The sequence below is a fragment of the Rhizobium sp. BK098 genome (assembly GCF_014193155.1).
Classification (GTDB): Bacteria; Pseudomonadota; Alphaproteobacteria; order Rhizobiales; family Rhizobiaceae; genus Rhizobium.
Window position 1 is genome coordinate 282,402 of record NZ_JACHYY010000005.1, and the last position, 13,715, is coordinate 296,116.

At 59.4% G+C, this 13,715-nt stretch carries 18 protein-coding genes and 2 tRNA genes; 12 read left to right on the plus strand and 8 right to left on the minus strand.

Annotated elements, in window-relative coordinates; translation table 11 throughout:
* Positions 1-46: 46 nt before the first annotated feature.
* The 5 genes from rfbD to FHT73_RS15745 all read right to left on the minus strand — a co-directional run bounded on the left by rfbD (position 47) and on the right by FHT73_RS15745 (position 3,693).
* A complete protein-coding gene (rfbD, locus tag FHT73_RS15725) occupies positions 47-949 on the minus strand; it encodes a dTDP-4-dehydrorhamnose reductase (RefSeq protein ID WP_183712813.1) in 903 nt (300 codons plus the stop codon).
* Positions 946-2,013 (minus strand): dTDP-glucose 4,6-dehydratase, encoded by a 1,068-nt coding sequence (gene rfbB / locus FHT73_RS15730; protein WP_183712816.1) that lies wholly within the window; start codon positions 2,011-2,013, stop codon positions 946-948. The genes rfbD and rfbB overlap by 4 nt, the downstream gene beginning before the upstream one ends.
* Before the next feature lie 177 nt (positions 2,014-2,190).
* Positions 2,191-2,264: transfer RNA gene (locus tag FHT73_RS15735), tRNA-Gln, on the minus strand.
* Positions 2,265-2,504: 240 nt separating this feature from the next.
* Positions 2,505-3,140, minus strand: a complete 636-nt coding sequence (locus FHT73_RS15740; RefSeq protein WP_183712819.1) for an NrsF family protein — start codon at positions 3,138-3,140, stop codon at positions 2,505-2,507.
* Entirely contained in the window at positions 3,127-3,693 is a 567-nt protein-coding gene (locus FHT73_RS15745; protein WP_183712821.1) for a sigma-70 family RNA polymerase sigma factor, read from the minus strand. Before FHT73_RS15745 ends, FHT73_RS15740 begins: the two co-directional genes overlap by 14 nt.
* Positions 3,694-3,985: 292 nt before the next feature.
* Between FHT73_RS15745 and FHT73_RS15750 the strand changes: the two genes are divergently transcribed.
* The 5 genes from FHT73_RS15750 (at position 3,986) to FHT73_RS15770 (ending at position 6,818) form a co-directional block, all read left to right on the plus strand.
* The gene (locus FHT73_RS15750; protein WP_112339617.1) at positions 3,986-4,252 is read left to right on the plus strand and encodes a DUF2282 domain-containing protein; all 267 of its coding nucleotides are present in this window, start codon (positions 3,986-3,988) and stop codon (positions 4,250-4,252) included.
* A 46-nt stretch (positions 4,253-4,298) separates the two neighbouring features.
* On the plus strand, positions 4,299-4,583 hold the full coding sequence (locus tag FHT73_RS15755) for a DUF2282 domain-containing protein (protein WP_112339618.1): 285 nt from the start codon (positions 4,299-4,301) through the stop codon (positions 4,581-4,583).
* Positions 4,584-4,693: 110 nt separating this feature from the next.
* Positions 4,694-5,548 carry a DUF692 domain-containing protein gene (locus tag FHT73_RS15760; protein WP_183712824.1) on the plus strand — a complete coding sequence of 285 codons (855 nt, stop codon included), beginning with the start codon at positions 4,694-4,696 and terminating at the stop codon, positions 5,546-5,548.
* A 10-nt stretch (positions 5,549-5,558) separates the two neighbouring features.
* Positions 5,559-6,314 (plus strand): DNA-binding domain-containing protein, encoded by a 756-nt coding sequence (locus FHT73_RS15765; RefSeq protein ID WP_183712827.1) that lies wholly within the window; start codon positions 5,559-5,561, stop codon positions 6,312-6,314.
* Positions 6,315-6,332: 18 nt separating this feature from the next.
* Positions 6,333-6,818: a DoxX family protein gene (locus FHT73_RS15770; RefSeq protein WP_183712830.1), complete on the plus strand. Its 486-nt coding sequence runs from the start codon at positions 6,333-6,335 to the stop codon at positions 6,816-6,818.
* A 116-nt stretch (positions 6,819-6,934) separates the two neighbouring features.
* Here the strand turns inward: FHT73_RS15770 and FHT73_RS15775 are convergent, their stop codons facing one another.
* Positions 6,935-7,891, minus strand: coding sequence for a phytanoyl-CoA dioxygenase family protein (locus tag FHT73_RS15775; RefSeq protein WP_183712833.1), 957 nt, complete (start codon positions 7,889-7,891; stop codon positions 6,935-6,937).
* Positions 7,892-8,360: 469 nt separating this feature from the next.
* Here FHT73_RS15775 and FHT73_RS15780 point away from each other — a divergent pair, with 469 nt between their 5' ends.
* Positions 8,361-9,278 carry a DUF1003 domain-containing protein gene (locus FHT73_RS15780; RefSeq protein WP_183712836.1) on the plus strand — a complete coding sequence of 306 codons (918 nt, stop codon included), beginning with the start codon at positions 8,361-8,363 and terminating at the stop codon, positions 9,276-9,278.
* 106 nt (positions 9,279-9,384) lie between these two features.
* A complete protein-coding gene (locus FHT73_RS15785; RefSeq protein ID WP_281409871.1) occupies positions 9,385-9,663 on the plus strand; it encodes a TetR/AcrR family transcriptional regulator C-terminal domain-containing protein in 279 nt (92 codons plus the stop codon).
* Here FHT73_RS15785 and FHT73_RS15790 read toward each other — a convergent pair.
* The gene (locus FHT73_RS15790; RefSeq protein ID WP_183712839.1) at positions 9,647-10,309 is read right to left on the minus strand and encodes a flavin reductase family protein; all 663 of its coding nucleotides are present in this window, start codon (positions 10,307-10,309) and stop codon (positions 9,647-9,649) included. The two genes, FHT73_RS15785 and FHT73_RS15790, sit on opposite strands and share 17 nt — an antisense overlap.
* A gap of 339 nt (positions 10,310-10,648) precedes the next feature.
* Between FHT73_RS15790 and FHT73_RS15795 the strand changes: the two genes are divergently transcribed.
* Positions 10,649-11,044 (plus strand): cupin domain-containing protein, encoded by a 396-nt coding sequence (locus tag FHT73_RS15795; RefSeq protein ID WP_112606872.1) that lies wholly within the window; start codon positions 10,649-10,651, stop codon positions 11,042-11,044.
* Between the two features lie 59 nt (positions 11,045-11,103).
* On the opposite strand, the gene FHT73_RS15800 is transcribed toward FHT73_RS15795, so the two are convergent.
* Positions 11,104-11,193: transfer RNA gene (locus FHT73_RS15800), tRNA-Ser, on the minus strand.
* A 304-nt stretch (positions 11,194-11,497) separates the two neighbouring features.
* On the opposite strand from FHT73_RS15800, the gene rplU reads away from it, so the two are divergent.
* The 4 genes from rplU to FHT73_RS15820 all read left to right on the plus strand — a co-directional run bounded on the left by rplU (position 11,498) and on the right by FHT73_RS15820 (position 13,466).
* Entirely contained in the window at positions 11,498-11,815 is a 318-nt protein-coding gene (rplU, locus tag FHT73_RS15805; protein ID WP_004127263.1) for a 50S ribosomal protein L21, read from the plus strand.
* A gap of 32 nt (positions 11,816-11,847) precedes the next feature.
* Complete coding sequence (rpmA, locus tag FHT73_RS15810; protein ID WP_004127267.1) at positions 11,848-12,117, plus strand: 50S ribosomal protein L27; 270 nt, start codon at positions 11,848-11,850, stop codon at positions 12,115-12,117.
* A 129-nt stretch (positions 12,118-12,246) separates the two neighbouring features.
* Positions 12,247-12,882 (plus strand): GNAT family protein, encoded by a 636-nt coding sequence (locus FHT73_RS15815; protein WP_112338652.1) that lies wholly within the window; start codon positions 12,247-12,249, stop codon positions 12,880-12,882.
* Positions 12,879-13,466 (plus strand): GNAT family N-acetyltransferase, encoded by a 588-nt coding sequence (locus FHT73_RS15820; RefSeq protein WP_183712842.1) that lies wholly within the window; start codon positions 12,879-12,881, stop codon positions 13,464-13,466. The genes FHT73_RS15815 and FHT73_RS15820 overlap by 4 nt, the downstream gene beginning before the upstream one ends.
* Positions 13,467-13,715: the final 249 nt, after the last annotated feature.

Genomic DNA, 13,715 nt, shown 5'->3' on the forward strand with positions numbered 1-13,715 from the left:
ACCGGCGGGAGGACATGGCCGGAAATCATCGGCAAAAATACGGTTTTCAATTCCCCACAGCCCGCAATCTTGCCAGGACGTCATCGACGCCCTCCTGCCAGAGAGGAAGCGCAATATCGAAGCGATCCGTCAGCTTTCGACAATCCAGCCGCGAATTGGCCGGGCGCTTGGCAGGGGTCGGATATTCAGCTGTCGATATAGGCTTCAGCGCCTCGAGAGACAGCGCAAGCCTAACGTTTGCTGCCAATGCCTCGCGAACGATATGCGCGGCATAACCATACCAGGAAGTGCTGCCCTGTGCCGTGAGATGATAGGTTCCCGAGAGGTCGCCTGGAGCTCGCGAGGCCATGATGCGCTCGATCACCGTGCGTGTGACATCGGCAATCAAGGCCGCCGAGGTCGGCGCACCAACCTGGTCGGCAACGATGTTCAGTGCACTTCTTTCACCGGCCAGCCGAAGAATGGTCTTCAGGAAATTGCTGCCGTGATGACCATAGACCCAGCTGGTGCGCAAAATGGCATGATGTGCACCGGAGGCGCGCACCGCCTCTTCGCCCCGCCACTTGCTTTCGCCGTAGACGGACTGCGGATTGACAGCATCATCCTCTCGATAGGGATCGGCTTTCGTGCCGTCGAAGACATAGTCTGTGGAGTAATGGATGAGCAAGGCACCATTGTCCGCCGCCCAGCGCGCCAGTATCCCCGGAGCGGTAGCATTGACCGCCATCGCCAGCTCTTTATCGCTCTCGGCCCGATCCACCGCCGTATAAGCAGCCGGATTGACGATGATATGTGGCTTGTGCTCACGAAGAGCGGCAAGGATGCCTGCTTCGCTAGCCAGATCCATGTCCGCACGCGTCAGGGCAACGACATTCCCCAGGGTGCCGAGCGAACGCTGCAGCTCGAAACCAACCTGCCCATTGGCGCCGGTGACCAGAATGGCGCTCACAACTGGGCCTCGTACTGCTTGCCGACCCATTCACGATAGGCACCACTAGTGACGTTACGGACCCAGTCCTGGTTTTCGAGATACCATGCGATCGTCTTGCGAATGCCGGTCTCGAAGGTTTCCGCGGGCTTCCAGCCGAGTTCACGCTCGAGCTTGCGGGCATCGATCGCATAACGACGATCATGACCGGGCCGATCCTTCACGAAGGTGATCTGATCGCCGTAGCGACCGCCATCAGCCTTCGGCCTGAGCTCATCGAGGATGGCGCAGATCGTATGCACGACATCGAGATTGGGTTTCTCGTTCCAGCCACCGACATTATAGGTCTCGCCGAGCCTGCCGGCTTCCAGGACGCGGCGAATGGCGCTGCAATGATCCCGGACGTACAGCCAGTCGCGAATCTGCTGGCCATCACCATAGATCGGCAGGTTCTTTCCCGAAAGCGCGTTCAGGATCACCAGCGGGATCAGCTTTTCCGGAAAATGGTAAGGTCCGTAATTGTTGCTGCAGTTCGTCGTCAAGACAGGCAGGCCATAAGTATGGTGCCAGGCCCGCACAAGATGATCGGAGGCCGCCTTGCTCGCCGAATAGGGGCTGTTCGGCTCATAGCGGTTGAGCTCATTGAACGGCGCCTCATCCTTCGACAGCGTGCCGTAGACCTCATCCGTCGAGACATGCAGAAAGCGGAAGCCTTGCTTCTCGTCGTCCGGCAAGCCATCCCAATAGCCGCGCACGGCTTCCAGCAGATTGAAGGTCCCGACAATATTCGTCTGGATGAAATCGCCGGGACCGTGAATAGACCGGTCGACATGGCTTTCGGCTGCGAAATTGATGACCGCACGCGGCCTATGAAGCGACAGCAAATCGCTCACCAGCTCGCGATCGCCAATGTCGCCATGCACGAACACATGACGATCATCGCCCTTCAAACCCTTCAGCGTATCCAGATTGCCGGCATAGGTCAGCTTGTCGAGGTTAACGACCGTCTCGTCGTGTCGCTCAAGCCAGTCCAGGACAAAGTTCCCGCCGATAAAACCAGCCCCACCCGAAACCAATATCGTCATCTAAAGCCTTTTCCATTTTAGGCACACAGCTAAATTGTCGACATAATCCAAGACAAATCAATCTTATGACAAGGAGGCCTATCCCCTTCGAAAAGATCTCAATCATCGGAAGACGGATATCCGCCTCAAGCACCGAGACAAACCAAAAATGCTCATAAAATTCAGGAAGCTTGATATTGGCTGGGAAACCTGGATTCGAACCAAGATTAACGGAGTCAGAGTCCGCTGTTCTACCATTGAACTATTTCCCAACAGCCGCCGGGCTGTAAACTGCCCCTGCGGGGAAAGCAGGGCCTCTATAATCGAATTTGCCGCGGATGCAAACACTTTAACGCGCGGAAACGCGATTTTTTGAAAGTCACTCTGGACCGCCATGATAGGTCACGAATCCGCCTGCTGCTAGCAGACTTTCCAAGCCACGCTGCCCAATGGCCGAAGTCGGCTGCCCGACGGGGGATTTTGCCAGTTTCGACGTCACGCGTCCGTTCGTCTCACCAGCGCAACAGGCGCTTGCCGAGGACATATCCGACAGCGGTCACCATGGCGATCGCGATCGGGTACCAGAGCAAGACGAAAAGCGGGCTGTCGTCCGTGCAGTTGGAGGCATAAAAGGTCGCGGCGATGCCGCTGGCGGCAAGGCCGGCGACGGCGCCAGCGGCACCCGGCTTTTCCGGTGCGCCCTGGCGCAGGGCGAACAGGAAGCAGGCGAGCGGGCCGATCGACAAAAGCGGGATGAGCGTCAGGCAGAAACGGGCGTTGTGCCCGATCATCCGCGCACTCCAGCTGTCGGCCGGCATGACGGCCATTTCGATGGCCGCGGCGGCAAGCAGCAGTATGGGCGCCAAGAGCAGCGTCCAGCTCCACAGGCGCAGCGATGCGCCCGGCCGCCCGATGCGAAAGACGACAGCGCAGGCCGTTGCGGCAAGCGCGATGGTCACGACGAATTTGAACAGGAAACGGACGGTCTCCATGGCTGTATCGATATCGGCTCGAAAGCCGATCATGGCGAAGAAGATACCGCCGCTGATCAGGATACCCCCGACGACCGCCAGGGCCAGGACCTTGCCGATCCGCATGCGGACCGGCGCGTCCTGCGCCAAGAGATTGATGAGGTCATCGGTTTTCACTGGTCTCACTCCGATACAAAGCCGCAAGCATCTTCAACGCGCGGTGCAGCGCCACGCGCACCGCCCCTTCCGTCATCTTCAGCCGGTCCGCCGTTTCCCGCACACTTGTTCCCTCGACGGAAATCGAGCGCACGATTGTCTTCTGCGGATCTTTCAACAGCTCCAGCATACGATCGACATCGAACCGGTCCAAGGCGTCGGTGTGCTCTTCCGCCCGCAGGAAATCGATCACGTCGTCGATCGGTACGCTCATATGTCGCCCGCGCCTTCTCAGGCTGTCGATCAGCTTGTTGCGCACGATCGTCGACAGCCAAGGTCCGATCGGGCGGGATGAATCCCATGTGCCGCGCTTCAGATGGATGGCCAGCAGCACTTCCTGAACCACATCCTCGGCCTCGCTTACCGGCGCACCCAGCTGGTCGCAGCGCCGGCGCGCCATGGCGCGCAGATGCGGCGTCACAGCGGTGAGGAAACGGTGATAGGCCTGCGCATCGCCGCTGATGGCGGCGCGCATCCAGACTGCCCATTCCTCTTCGCGCGCCGAATGATTCATCCGACATCTCCTCTACGCGGGACCGCAAGCTTTCGTTACCGGCAACGGCAACTATTTTTCAAGCCCTTTCGTCTCCGCGACAGATTCTCCGCCGGATGCGTCCGCTACCCATGCACATGCCAGCCTCACCGCCGCACCTGCTCGGCTATTGCCCGCCGCAGCAGATAGCCGGCACAATATAAATGACACCATCTCGAAAAAAATTCCGATGCGGCTGTAACATCCGCTCCAGACGCTCCGTAGACCTCGATGCAAGCCAATGACGGCTCGCATCCATCTAGGAGACAGATCCATGAAGAACAGCATCCTCACCCTGGCCATTGCTGGCTCGATCGCCTCGGCACTTGCATCCGTCGCCGCCCCGGCTTCGGCCGCCGATACCAAGGAAAAATGCTATGGCGTCGCCCTCAAGGGCCAGAACGATTGCGCCGCCGGCAAGCATGATTGCGCCGGCAAGTCGACGATGAGCTACGACAAGATGTCCTTCAAGCTCGTTCCTACAGGCACCTGCACCTCGATGAAGACCCCGAAGGGCCACGGCTCGCTGACCCCGGCCTGATCCGAAACCGGATTGATCGTCAATCATCTCTCGTAAGGAGTTTGTCATGAGCAAGATGTCCGCACTCGCGCTGGCCGCATCGGTCGCAACGGCGGTGACGCTGGTTGCCGGCGTAACGACAGCATCTGCCGCCGATGCCAAGGAAAAATGCTACGGCGTCGCCCTCAAGGGCCAGAACGATTGCGCCGCCGGCGCCGGCACGACCTGCGCCGGCACGTCGAAGGTCGACTATCAGCGCAACTCGTGGAAGCTGGTTCCCGCCGGAACCTGCGAGACGATCAAGACGCCGAACGGCCACGGCACTCTGGCGCAGGGTCCGGCGCCGGTCTGACAAGACAGCGTAAACACGTGGGCGGCGCAGCCTTTCACAAGCGCCGCCCCCCTTCCGAACGCAAACCGCTTCGTAACTTTGCTGGAATTACTCTCACCCGGAGGCCTGCAATGAAACCGTCAGAACTTCCCCGCCGCGCCGGGGTCGGCTTCAAGCCGGAGCATTTTGCCGCGATCAATGGCGCCGCGCAGCCGATCGGCTTCTTCGAAGTCCATGCCGAAAACTATATGGGTGCCGGCGGTCCCCCGCATGCCCAGCTCGGAAGGCTGCGCCAGGATTATGCCTTGTCCGTCCATGGCGTCGGCCTTTCCATCGGCTCGATGCAACCGCTGGACAAGGAGCATCTTGCGCGTCTGAAAATCGTCTGCGATCGCTACGAGCCTGAAAGCTTTTCGGAACATCTCGCCTGGTCGACCCACGACACGACCTTTCTCAACGATCTCCTGCCCCTGCCCTATACCGAAGCGACGCTCGCGCAGGTCTGCGCCCATATCGTTCAGGTGCAGACAATCCTCGGTCGCCAGATGCTGCTGGAGAATCCGGCTACCTACCTGCTCTTCGAAGAGAGCACGATCGAGGAAACGGAATTTCTGGCCGAAGTCGCCCGGCGCACGGGCTGCGGCCTGCTGCTCGACGTCAACAATGTCTTCGTCGCCGCCACCAATCACCAGATGGATGCAAGCGCCTATCTCAAGCGCTTCCCCGTGCAATGGGTGCGCGAGATCCATCTGAGCGGCCATTCGGAGACCATCGACGATGCCGGCGCGCCGCTTTTGATCGACAGCCACGATACGCCGGTGAAAGATCCAGTCTGGGCGCTTTACGCGGATCTGATCGGCCGGATCGGACCAGTGGCCAGCCTGGTCGAGTGGGATAACGACGTGCCGGAATGGCCAGTTTTGAGGGCCGAGGCCGAAGCAGCCGACGCCATCCTGAAGCGCGCCGCCGCACGCCGGGCAGCCTGAGGAGGGATCGATGTCTCTCGCCTCGCAAAGGAAATTCGCCGCAGCGCTTATCGACCCCGATCTCGCGGTGCCTGATGGATTGACGGCCTGGAATGGCCCACAGCCGGCACGGCGTTTCGGCGTCTATCGCAACAATGTCGCCATCGGCCTGATCGGCGCGCTCGCCTCGCGCTTTCCGGCAGCGGAAAGGATCGTCGGTAAGGAATTCTTCGCCGCCATGGCGCATGAGTTCATCCGCCTGCATCCGCCGCGCTCGCCGCTGCTACTTGCCTACGGCGATGATTTCCCCGATTTCGTCGAGAGTTTCGAACCGACACGGGAAATCCCCTATCTGCCCGATGTCATGCGATTGGAGGCACTTCGGGGTCGGGCCTATCATGCGGCGGATGCCGTACCGCTCGACGCAGCACTCGTAGCGACCATCGAGCCGGCAGGCCTGGCGGAGCTGACTTTCCTGCCGCACCCCTCTGCCTCGGTCGCGCGTTCCACCTATCCGGCCGTCACCATATGGGCGATGAACACCGGCGAAATCGAGCTTGCAGATATCAGCGATTGGACGGGCGAGGATGCTCTCGTCATCCGCCCGCAGATGATCGTCGAGGTGCATCGCCTGCCGCCGGGTGGCGCCACCTTTCTGGAAGAGCTGTTTTCGGGCGCCGCCCTTGGCGAAGCCTATGAGAGGGCTCTCGCCGAAGCCGCCAATTTCGATCTTTCCGCCAATCTTGCCGGTGCGTTCACGGCAGGCGCTTTCATGGCCATTCGCTGAACGCAAAGGAGAACCGACATGCAGAACCGGATGATGACGGCCGCTCCGGCCGAACGCGAAACCGTGCCCCAAAGACTTTATAGTGGCCTAAAGCTTCTCGACCGTATCCCGCATGACCTGATCGCGCTCATTGCGCGTTTGTCGATCGCCGCCGTCTTCTGGCAATCCGGCCAAACCAAGGTGGATGGCTGGCATGTCACCGACAATGCCGTCTATCTCTTCCAGACGGAGTATAAATTACCGCTGGTCGATCCCTGGATCGCCGCGCATATTGCCGCCTTCAGCGAGCATTTCTTCCCGTTCCTGCTCGTCATCGGATTGGCAAGCCGGCTGTCGGCACTGGCGCTGCTCGGCATGACCCTGGTCATCGAGATCTTCGTCTATCCCGATGCGTGGCCAACGCATGGCACATGGGCAACGTGCTTTCTGGTAATCATCGCGGGCGGGCCGGGGCGCATCGCGCTCGACCACCTGATCGCCAAGCGGTTCAGCCGCTCGGCCTGAGATCGGTCGGACGGGAGCGCCAATTATAAATGGCGCTCCATGATGCCAGCTAGATGCGCATTTCGATGTTGCGCCTGTCGTTGTTGCAAAACCGCAGCGGACTTCGCGGGCTTGCGCTAGCGCAGGACGGGTTCGCCGTGGAAACGGCGGCGCGACGGCTTCGAGACGCCGAAGCCCACCTCCATCATCAGCCGCGGCTTCTGCGTCGGCACTGTGCCCATATGGAAACCGAAGGGATCTTCGACGAAGCCGGTGCCGGCTTTGCCGGTCAGTGTCAGCGCGTTCGCCTGCCCATAATAATCGAGCACTTCGTTGGCCGGATGCCCGACAAGCAAGGTTAGCTGATGACGAACCCGGCGGCGCTTGTGGCTTCCCTTGACAAAGACATGCGGACCAGTGCCCTCATCGACATCGACGAGATTGAAGAAGAACTTCAGCATCCGCCAATCATCGAGATCGAAGTGGTATTTGTCGAGCGAGGCGAGGCTTCTGTCGGCCTCGGACGCCTGGGTCGGGAAGCTCCACCAGATGCGGGTGGTGATTACCTTGGCCTGCCCGCCGAGATATTGGCGGGCGACATCGATCAGCAGCGGATCGCGCTGGACCGCCATGACAGCCTCGCAATCGAGCGAGCGCTCGAAGAAGTGTCCGCTCAGAAGCGGCCGTCCGAAACGACCCTCCGCTTCCTTATGTTGGCTTGCGACAAATTCGAGCTTTCTGTTGAAATTGCCGAAGCAGGCAGTGTGGGTGGCGAATTCGGCGATTTCCCGATGAATATGGTCCGGCAGCATCAGGCTTGGATAGATGCCATCGGTCCGCAGGGCGTTGACGATGGCGCTGCGATCGGCGCCGGCAAACATCGAGGTGCCGGAAACCGGAATCCTGACGGGCTGCCTGGTGGCCAGCCAATGGATGCGCCGAAACGGCAGGGTTCTGGCCAATAGGAACATAGGCAGCCAGGCTGGATTCTCTTTGAGATCGGTCAGGTAAGTCGGTATCCTGACAGCCATACGCTTGAAGCGGCCGCCCTGCCGGGCGATGGACTCCAAGTCCTCTGCCGGGGGATTGTGCATAGCGATCCTTTCCACTCATTTAAAAGATCCGCGACAACAGGCCCCCAACCCGCTGCCGATAATTCATTGAAACCTTAACATTTATTCGCTCTCACGAATGTCTGTTGCACTGCGGCAAATAGAAGTCGGCCGGCCCCGGTCAAGGGGTGAAAAATCAAAACCTGATTGAATCGGTAGAAATTCCTGCAGAAACACGTAACGCTTTTGAAAACGTTTAAGAAATCGCGCGGAACGGTTGTTTTTAGAGGTTCCGGCAAAATCGGCGCAACGGATCCAAGGACGGCGCACGGTGTTTGCCGTTGCTTAGGATAATGGCGCTATAATTTTGCTAGGAGCAAATGGAAGAGTAAAGTTGCAGATGGGAGATAGCGGCCTTTATCGGTCGCAATATCTCCTGTCTTCTAACAGTCATATTCCTGTTCGCATTATTGGCTAAATGAGCGAGAAAACGTCAAAGAAGGCACCTTAGATGACAGAAACGAAGACCTTTGAGCCGGCGGAAGGTATCGTCGATTTCGACGCGGGCGAGGGCGAAAGCCCGACCGTTGTGGAGATGGACGATTATACCAAAAGTCTCGCGCAGGCGAAGGCCAAGTCCGTCAAGCTGATCGACGCCATCACCGGTCAGGTGCTCAAGAAAAAAGATGCCGTCCATGTCGATGACCTCCGCCCCTCGCTGGCGGATTTCATGCGGCTGAAGCACCCGGAGCTTCGCGCCGACGACTATATCAGCCGCAAGGTCATGGACGATTATCGCGCCCAATATATCGCCGAGTTGCTGACGGTCGAGCGCGGCGAGCTTTCCACCCTCGAGGACGAGGTCGTGGAAAGCTTGAAGACGCATGATACGCTGGCCGAAAACATCGAAGAGGATTACGAAGACCACCGCTCGATCGGCGACCGCATGGCGGATGGCGTCGCGTCCTTCGGCGGCAGTTGGACCTTCATCATCTCCTTCTGCCTGTTTCTCGCCGTCTGGATGATGATCAATCTCATCATGGGCGAAAAGCAGGCCTTCGACGCCTATCCGTTCATCCTGCTGAACTTGGTTCTGTCGACCATCGCAGCACTCCAGGCGCCGATCATCATGATGAGCCAGCGCCGCCAGGAAGAGAAGGATCGCCTGCGCGCCCTCAACGACTACAAGGTCAATCTGAAGGCCGAACTGGAAATCCGCCACCTGCATGAAAAGGTCGACCACCTCCTCAATCGCCAATGGGAGCGTCTGACCGAAATCCAGCAGATCCAGATCGAGATGATGCTGGAACAGGCCAAGGCCGCCACGCGGGCGATCAAGGCCAACAAGGCGGCGAAGGCGAAGACCAGTGCGCTGAAGAGCCTCTTCACCAAGGTCAAGGACCCCGATCCGGACGATTCCGTCAACTGATCACACCCGAACGGCTGCGCCGGTCATCTTAGACCATGGTGCTGCCATATAGCTGCCTAACCGCCCGCTTCCTTTTCATGCCTCCTGCTTCGATCCGGGAAAGGCGCTGGAGCTGCAGATCGCGATCAGCCGCTATGTGGTAGGATGCGCGCTAGAGGAGCAGGCCGATATGGCCGGTTCCGAGGATCGGGCGGCGCTTGATGTCGCCGCCGAAAGCCATCCGAACCTGGCCAAAGCCTTGGCGCTCTACCGCGCCAACGGCCATGATGCATTGTTCGAAGCCGGTCTGGAGCTGCTGATAGGCGGGGCCGAAGCCGGCAAAATTAGCTCTGTGACAGCACAGACCGCCTCCTCCGCCGGAGAATGCATCATCTCTCGGCCTTAAAAGTGCGGCCGAGATCCGGCCCGGTGCCGAAATAATGTCGAAACACGTAAAACAGAGGGCTCCATCTGCTGGTATCGATATGATTGGTGCCAGCGACGACGATATCCTTGTGTGCGTGAACGCGAAGAACCTTCGCCTCGATAATGGAGAACGCCTCGGCGTGCTCCGGGGGCCATTCCTCGCCTGGAGGATGCGCCGCCACCACCTCCGCCTCGAACTGAATCGGACATTCGGCGATGCGCAGAGGCCGCACGAGGTCGGCTGGCTGCGGCGTGAAGCCGGCCACATCGAATTTATGGGGCTCGAAACGATAGCCGATCTTTTCCTTGTGTGGGGGAACGGGGTCGCGGCCCGTGGTCGGCGCGATCGCCTCAACCTTCGGCCACAGCTCCGGTGACGGAAAATTCAGCACCAGTTGACGCTCGCGCAGGAGATTTTCCCACCCCTTGCTGGTCGATGTCAGGCCCAGAACGACACGATCATATAGAGCCCAAACCGAAGACATCGGCGAGATATTCGTCGTGCCATCAGGATTGAGGCTCGTAATCAGCACGACGGGAGTGCCGACATAAAGCACGTTGGGCTTGATTTCGATGTGGTCGTGATCGCTCTCAGCGGCGTTGAATTTGGCCGTGTTGGTCAACATCGCAAGTCTCCTTTGAGAGTTCCAGTGTAGCCGACATGACACCTGAAATAGTTCGGTCGTGATCGAACTGTTGCTCGAAGGCAGACACACCAGCCCTAAATCTCCGAGACACGCCTTTGACGCTGATCCCGCTTCTCTTCCTCTCGCTCCCGCATCGAGGCAAGCGAGCTGCCGTATAAACTCAACTAACGGCTTGCAAGATTTTCGCCGGCTAACTTTTTCGCCAACCTCCCTGCGCCGGCATCGCGACCGCGGATCCGCAGCAATATAGCCCGATTGACATTCTCTGCGCTTGTGACACCGTCCGATATGGTTGCTCACCCAGCGTTTTGAGGCGAAATGACAGAACGATCGCAAGCCGTTATCACCACAGCCGAAGAGCGCCCGCGCGACGGATGGAACGATCCCGTCCATGGCTCGATCTCCTGGCACACTCTGCTCAGCAGCGATATCACCCCCACCGACAGCATGAGCGCCGGCATCGCCGAACTGGCACCCGGCGGCGAGCTTAAACCCCATCGCCACAACCCATCGGAAATCTACTTCATCTTCGAGGGAACCGGCATCGTGCGGATCGACGGCCAGGAAACCACGGTCAAACCTGGCACGACCGTCTTCATCCCCGGCAACGCCGAACACGGCATCCGCAACGAATCATCCGCCAATTTGAAATTCTTCTACGTGTTTCCGACAGGGTCTTTTGCGGACGTGGCCTATCGGTTTCCGGAGGGTTGAGGCTTTTGAGCTGATTGCCAGCGAATCTGCTAGCTTGATATTGGCTTGAAGGCCCAATATGGCGGAGAGGGTGGGATTTGAACCCACGATACCCTTGCAGGTATGCCGCATTTCGAGTGCGGTGCATTCGACCACTCTGCCACCTCTCCGGTTATGCTGGTCGGCGCTTGTTTGGCGCGGGCTGTCTCATAGCGACAGACGAGGGGGATGGCAAGGGCGAATGTGAAAGCTTTTCATCCTTTTGCCTTGACAGATCAGGGGCGCTTATATATCCCGTGCGACGCAATAGGTGTGGATAAGTCCGCGCCTTGCCCGCCCTGCTTCCCGCAGGGTTTCACCGGCAGAACTTTTTGAAGGCTCAAGCCTTTGGAATCCCTGCTAAGTTTCGACTGATAAAAAGACGGCCGCTCGCCCCATGGCGAGAGAGCCGGAACGAACATGAAAGGATAAAAAATGTTCGCAGTCATCAAGACCGGCGGTAAGCAGTACCGTGTGGCAGCCAACGACGTGCTGACCATCGAGAAGCTCGAAGTCACCGCCGGCGGCACCGTAGAATTCACCGAAGTCCTCGTTATCGGCGAAGGCGCCGACGCTGCGATTGGTGCTCCCTTCGTCAAGGGCGCTTCCGTCAAGGCCGAAGTGGTCGAGCACAACCGCGGCAAGAAGGTCATCGCCTTCAAGAAGCGCCGTCGTCAGAACTCGAAGCGTTCGCGCGGCCATCGCCAGCATCACACGGTCGTCCGCATCACGGACATCGTGGCTGCCAAGTAAGTAACGGGATCAAGGTTTAAAGGAGAACTCCAATGGCACACAAAAAAGCTGGCGGTTCCTCGCGCAACGGTCGCGATTCCGAATCCAAGCGCCTTGGCGTGAAGAAGTTCGGCGGCGAAGCCGTCATCGCAGGCAACATTATCGTGCGTCAGCGCGGCACGCAGTGGCACCCGGGTTCCAACGTTGGCCTCGGCAAGGATCACACGATTTTTGCGCTTACGGCGGGCAACGTGAACTACCGTACGAAGGCCAATGGCCGCGTGTACGTGTCTGTAATGCCGAAAGCGGAAGCAGCGGAATAAGCCGGTAGCGCTCTAAAACAGCCGGCGTCTCATCGACCCGGCTGAGCGCATCAGGTTCAGTCCAGAAAACAGGGGAGATGGGGCGCCATCTCCCCTTTTTCTTTACCCTCAACCAAGGAGGACTGAACCATGCAAGGCGAATTGTTAAGGGAAGACCAATCAAGGTCTCCCGAAGAACGGCTGAGGCCGGACAGGTTAAGGACCGATTGCCCCGTCTTATTGTCGGAAAGGCTCGTTCTGCGCGCGCCCCACGAAGAAGACATCGACGCCCTTGCCCATCTCGCCAACAACGCCAACGTCGCCACTATGGTATCGCGTATGCCGCACCCGTATACGACCAATGATGCCGCCGATTTCGTGCGACGCACGAAGCTTGGCGAGATTGGCAAGTGCGTCTATGCGATTACCAAAGCCGACAACGGCGCCTTTCTCGGTTGCTGCGGGGTGGAACCCACGGGCGATCCGAACACGGTCGAGATCGGGTACTGGCTGGGCGAGCCCCACTGGAACCAAGGCTATACCACGGAAGCGGCCCATGCCCTCATCGACATGGTCTTCCGCACGCGTGAGAACGTGGCGCAGATCGATGCCCGCTGCCGGGTGACGAACGTCGCATCGAGGCGGGTCGTCCAGAAGTGCGGCTTCCAGTTCCAGGGATCCGGCCTTGCCGCATCGCTGGCACTCGGCAGCACAGTTCCGGTCGAATGGTACAGGCTTGACCGCAAGACCTGGATCTCGCTGCGCAGCTGGGGAGGCATGAGATGAACGCTCTCGCCCTCACCCGCCGCGATGCCGGCATCCTGATGCCGGGACCGACGCCGGTCATCCAGACCGGCCGACTGACGCTGCGCCCGCACCGGCTCAGCGATGCCGATATGATTGCGGAATCGCTTTCGGATTTCGCCGTCACCCGCATGCTGGCCCGCGCTCCCGCGCCCTATGACCGGCAGGATGCGCTCGACTGGCTGGTCGAGCACACCTCCGGCCTCGGTGTCGATTGGGAGCTCGCCATCACCGAGCGGGATGATGCCCACATCGGCTGCGTCGGCATCGAGCTTCGCCACGGCCGCTGGCACCTCGGTTATTGGCTGAACCGCTTCTACTGGCGGCAAGGCATCATGACCGAAGCGGTCAAGGCTGCGCTCGAACGTTTTGCCCGCCGCATGCCCGAAGTCGCCGTTCATTCCGGCGCCTTCGCCGACAATCCGGCATCCTTGAAGCTGCAGCAGAAGCTCGGCTTCGAGATCACCGGTTGCTCGGAGATCTACAGCTTTGCCCGCAACACCATGGTTCCGCATATCGAAACCGTGCTGAAGCCGGGCGCGCTGCGGCTCTCGCAGGCGGTTTAAGATTCTGAAAATTGGCCATCGCCGGCCCGTTCGGCGATGGCCGTCATACCAATCATGCGGTTCCGCCTCTTTATGGCACTGGAACCGCACGATATTCTTTGACCTCAGCCCGAAGCGCCTATATCGAAGGCGACATGACGGGCAAACGCCGCCGGACGTGTCTTTTGGATGCAGAAGGAGCGGCAGACATTGAAAAGAGCGCATAGGCTTTTGTGAATCCCATTCGATCCAAAGGGATGTGCGCCGACA

Bases quoted from the DNA above. Each gene is read 5' to 3' on its own strand.
- rfbB (WP_183712816.1), bottom strand. From the start codon at position 2,013: ATGACGATATTGGTTTCGGGTGGGGCTGGTTTTATCGGCGGGAACTTT.
- FHT73_RS15745 (WP_183712821.1), bottom strand. From the start codon at position 3,693: ATGAATCATTCGGCGCGCGAAGAGGAATGGGCAGTCTGGATGCGCGCC.
- FHT73_RS15750 (WP_112339617.1), top strand. From the start codon at position 3,986: ATGAAGAACAGCATCCTCACCCTGGCCATTGCTGGCTCGATCGCCTCG.
- FHT73_RS15755 (WP_112339618.1), top strand. From the start codon at position 4,299: ATGAGCAAGATGTCCGCACTCGCGCTGGCCGCATCGGTCGCAACGGCG.
- FHT73_RS15760 (WP_183712824.1), top strand. From the start codon at position 4,694: ATGAAACCGTCAGAACTTCCCCGCCGCGCCGGGGTCGGCTTCAAGCCG.
- FHT73_RS15765 (WP_183712827.1), top strand. From the start codon at position 5,559: ATGTCTCTCGCCTCGCAAAGGAAATTCGCCGCAGCGCTTATCGACCCC.
- FHT73_RS15770 (WP_183712830.1), top strand. From the start codon at position 6,333: ATGCAGAACCGGATGATGACGGCCGCTCCGGCCGAACGCGAAACCGTG.
- FHT73_RS15775 (WP_183712833.1), bottom strand. From the start codon at position 7,891: ATGCACAATCCCCCGGCAGAGGACTTGGAGTCCATCGCCCGGCAGGGC.
- FHT73_RS15780 (WP_183712836.1), top strand. From the start codon at position 8,361: ATGACAGAAACGAAGACCTTTGAGCCGGCGGAAGGTATCGTCGATTTC.
- FHT73_RS15790 (WP_183712839.1), bottom strand. From the start codon at position 10,309: ATGTTGACCAACACGGCCAAATTCAACGCCGCTGAGAGCGATCACGAC.
- FHT73_RS15795 (WP_112606872.1), top strand. From the start codon at position 10,649: ATGACAGAACGATCGCAAGCCGTTATCACCACAGCCGAAGAGCGCCCG.
- rplU (WP_004127263.1), top strand. From the start codon at position 11,498: ATGTTCGCAGTCATCAAGACCGGCGGTAAGCAGTACCGTGTGGCAGCC.
- rpmA (WP_004127267.1), top strand. From the start codon at position 11,848: ATGGCACACAAAAAAGCTGGCGGTTCCTCGCGCAACGGTCGCGATTCC.
- FHT73_RS15815 (WP_112338652.1), top strand. From the start codon at position 12,247: ATGCAAGGCGAATTGTTAAGGGAAGACCAATCAAGGTCTCCCGAAGAA.
- FHT73_RS15820 (WP_183712842.1), top strand. From the start codon at position 12,879: ATGAACGCTCTCGCCCTCACCCGCCGCGATGCCGGCATCCTGATGCCG.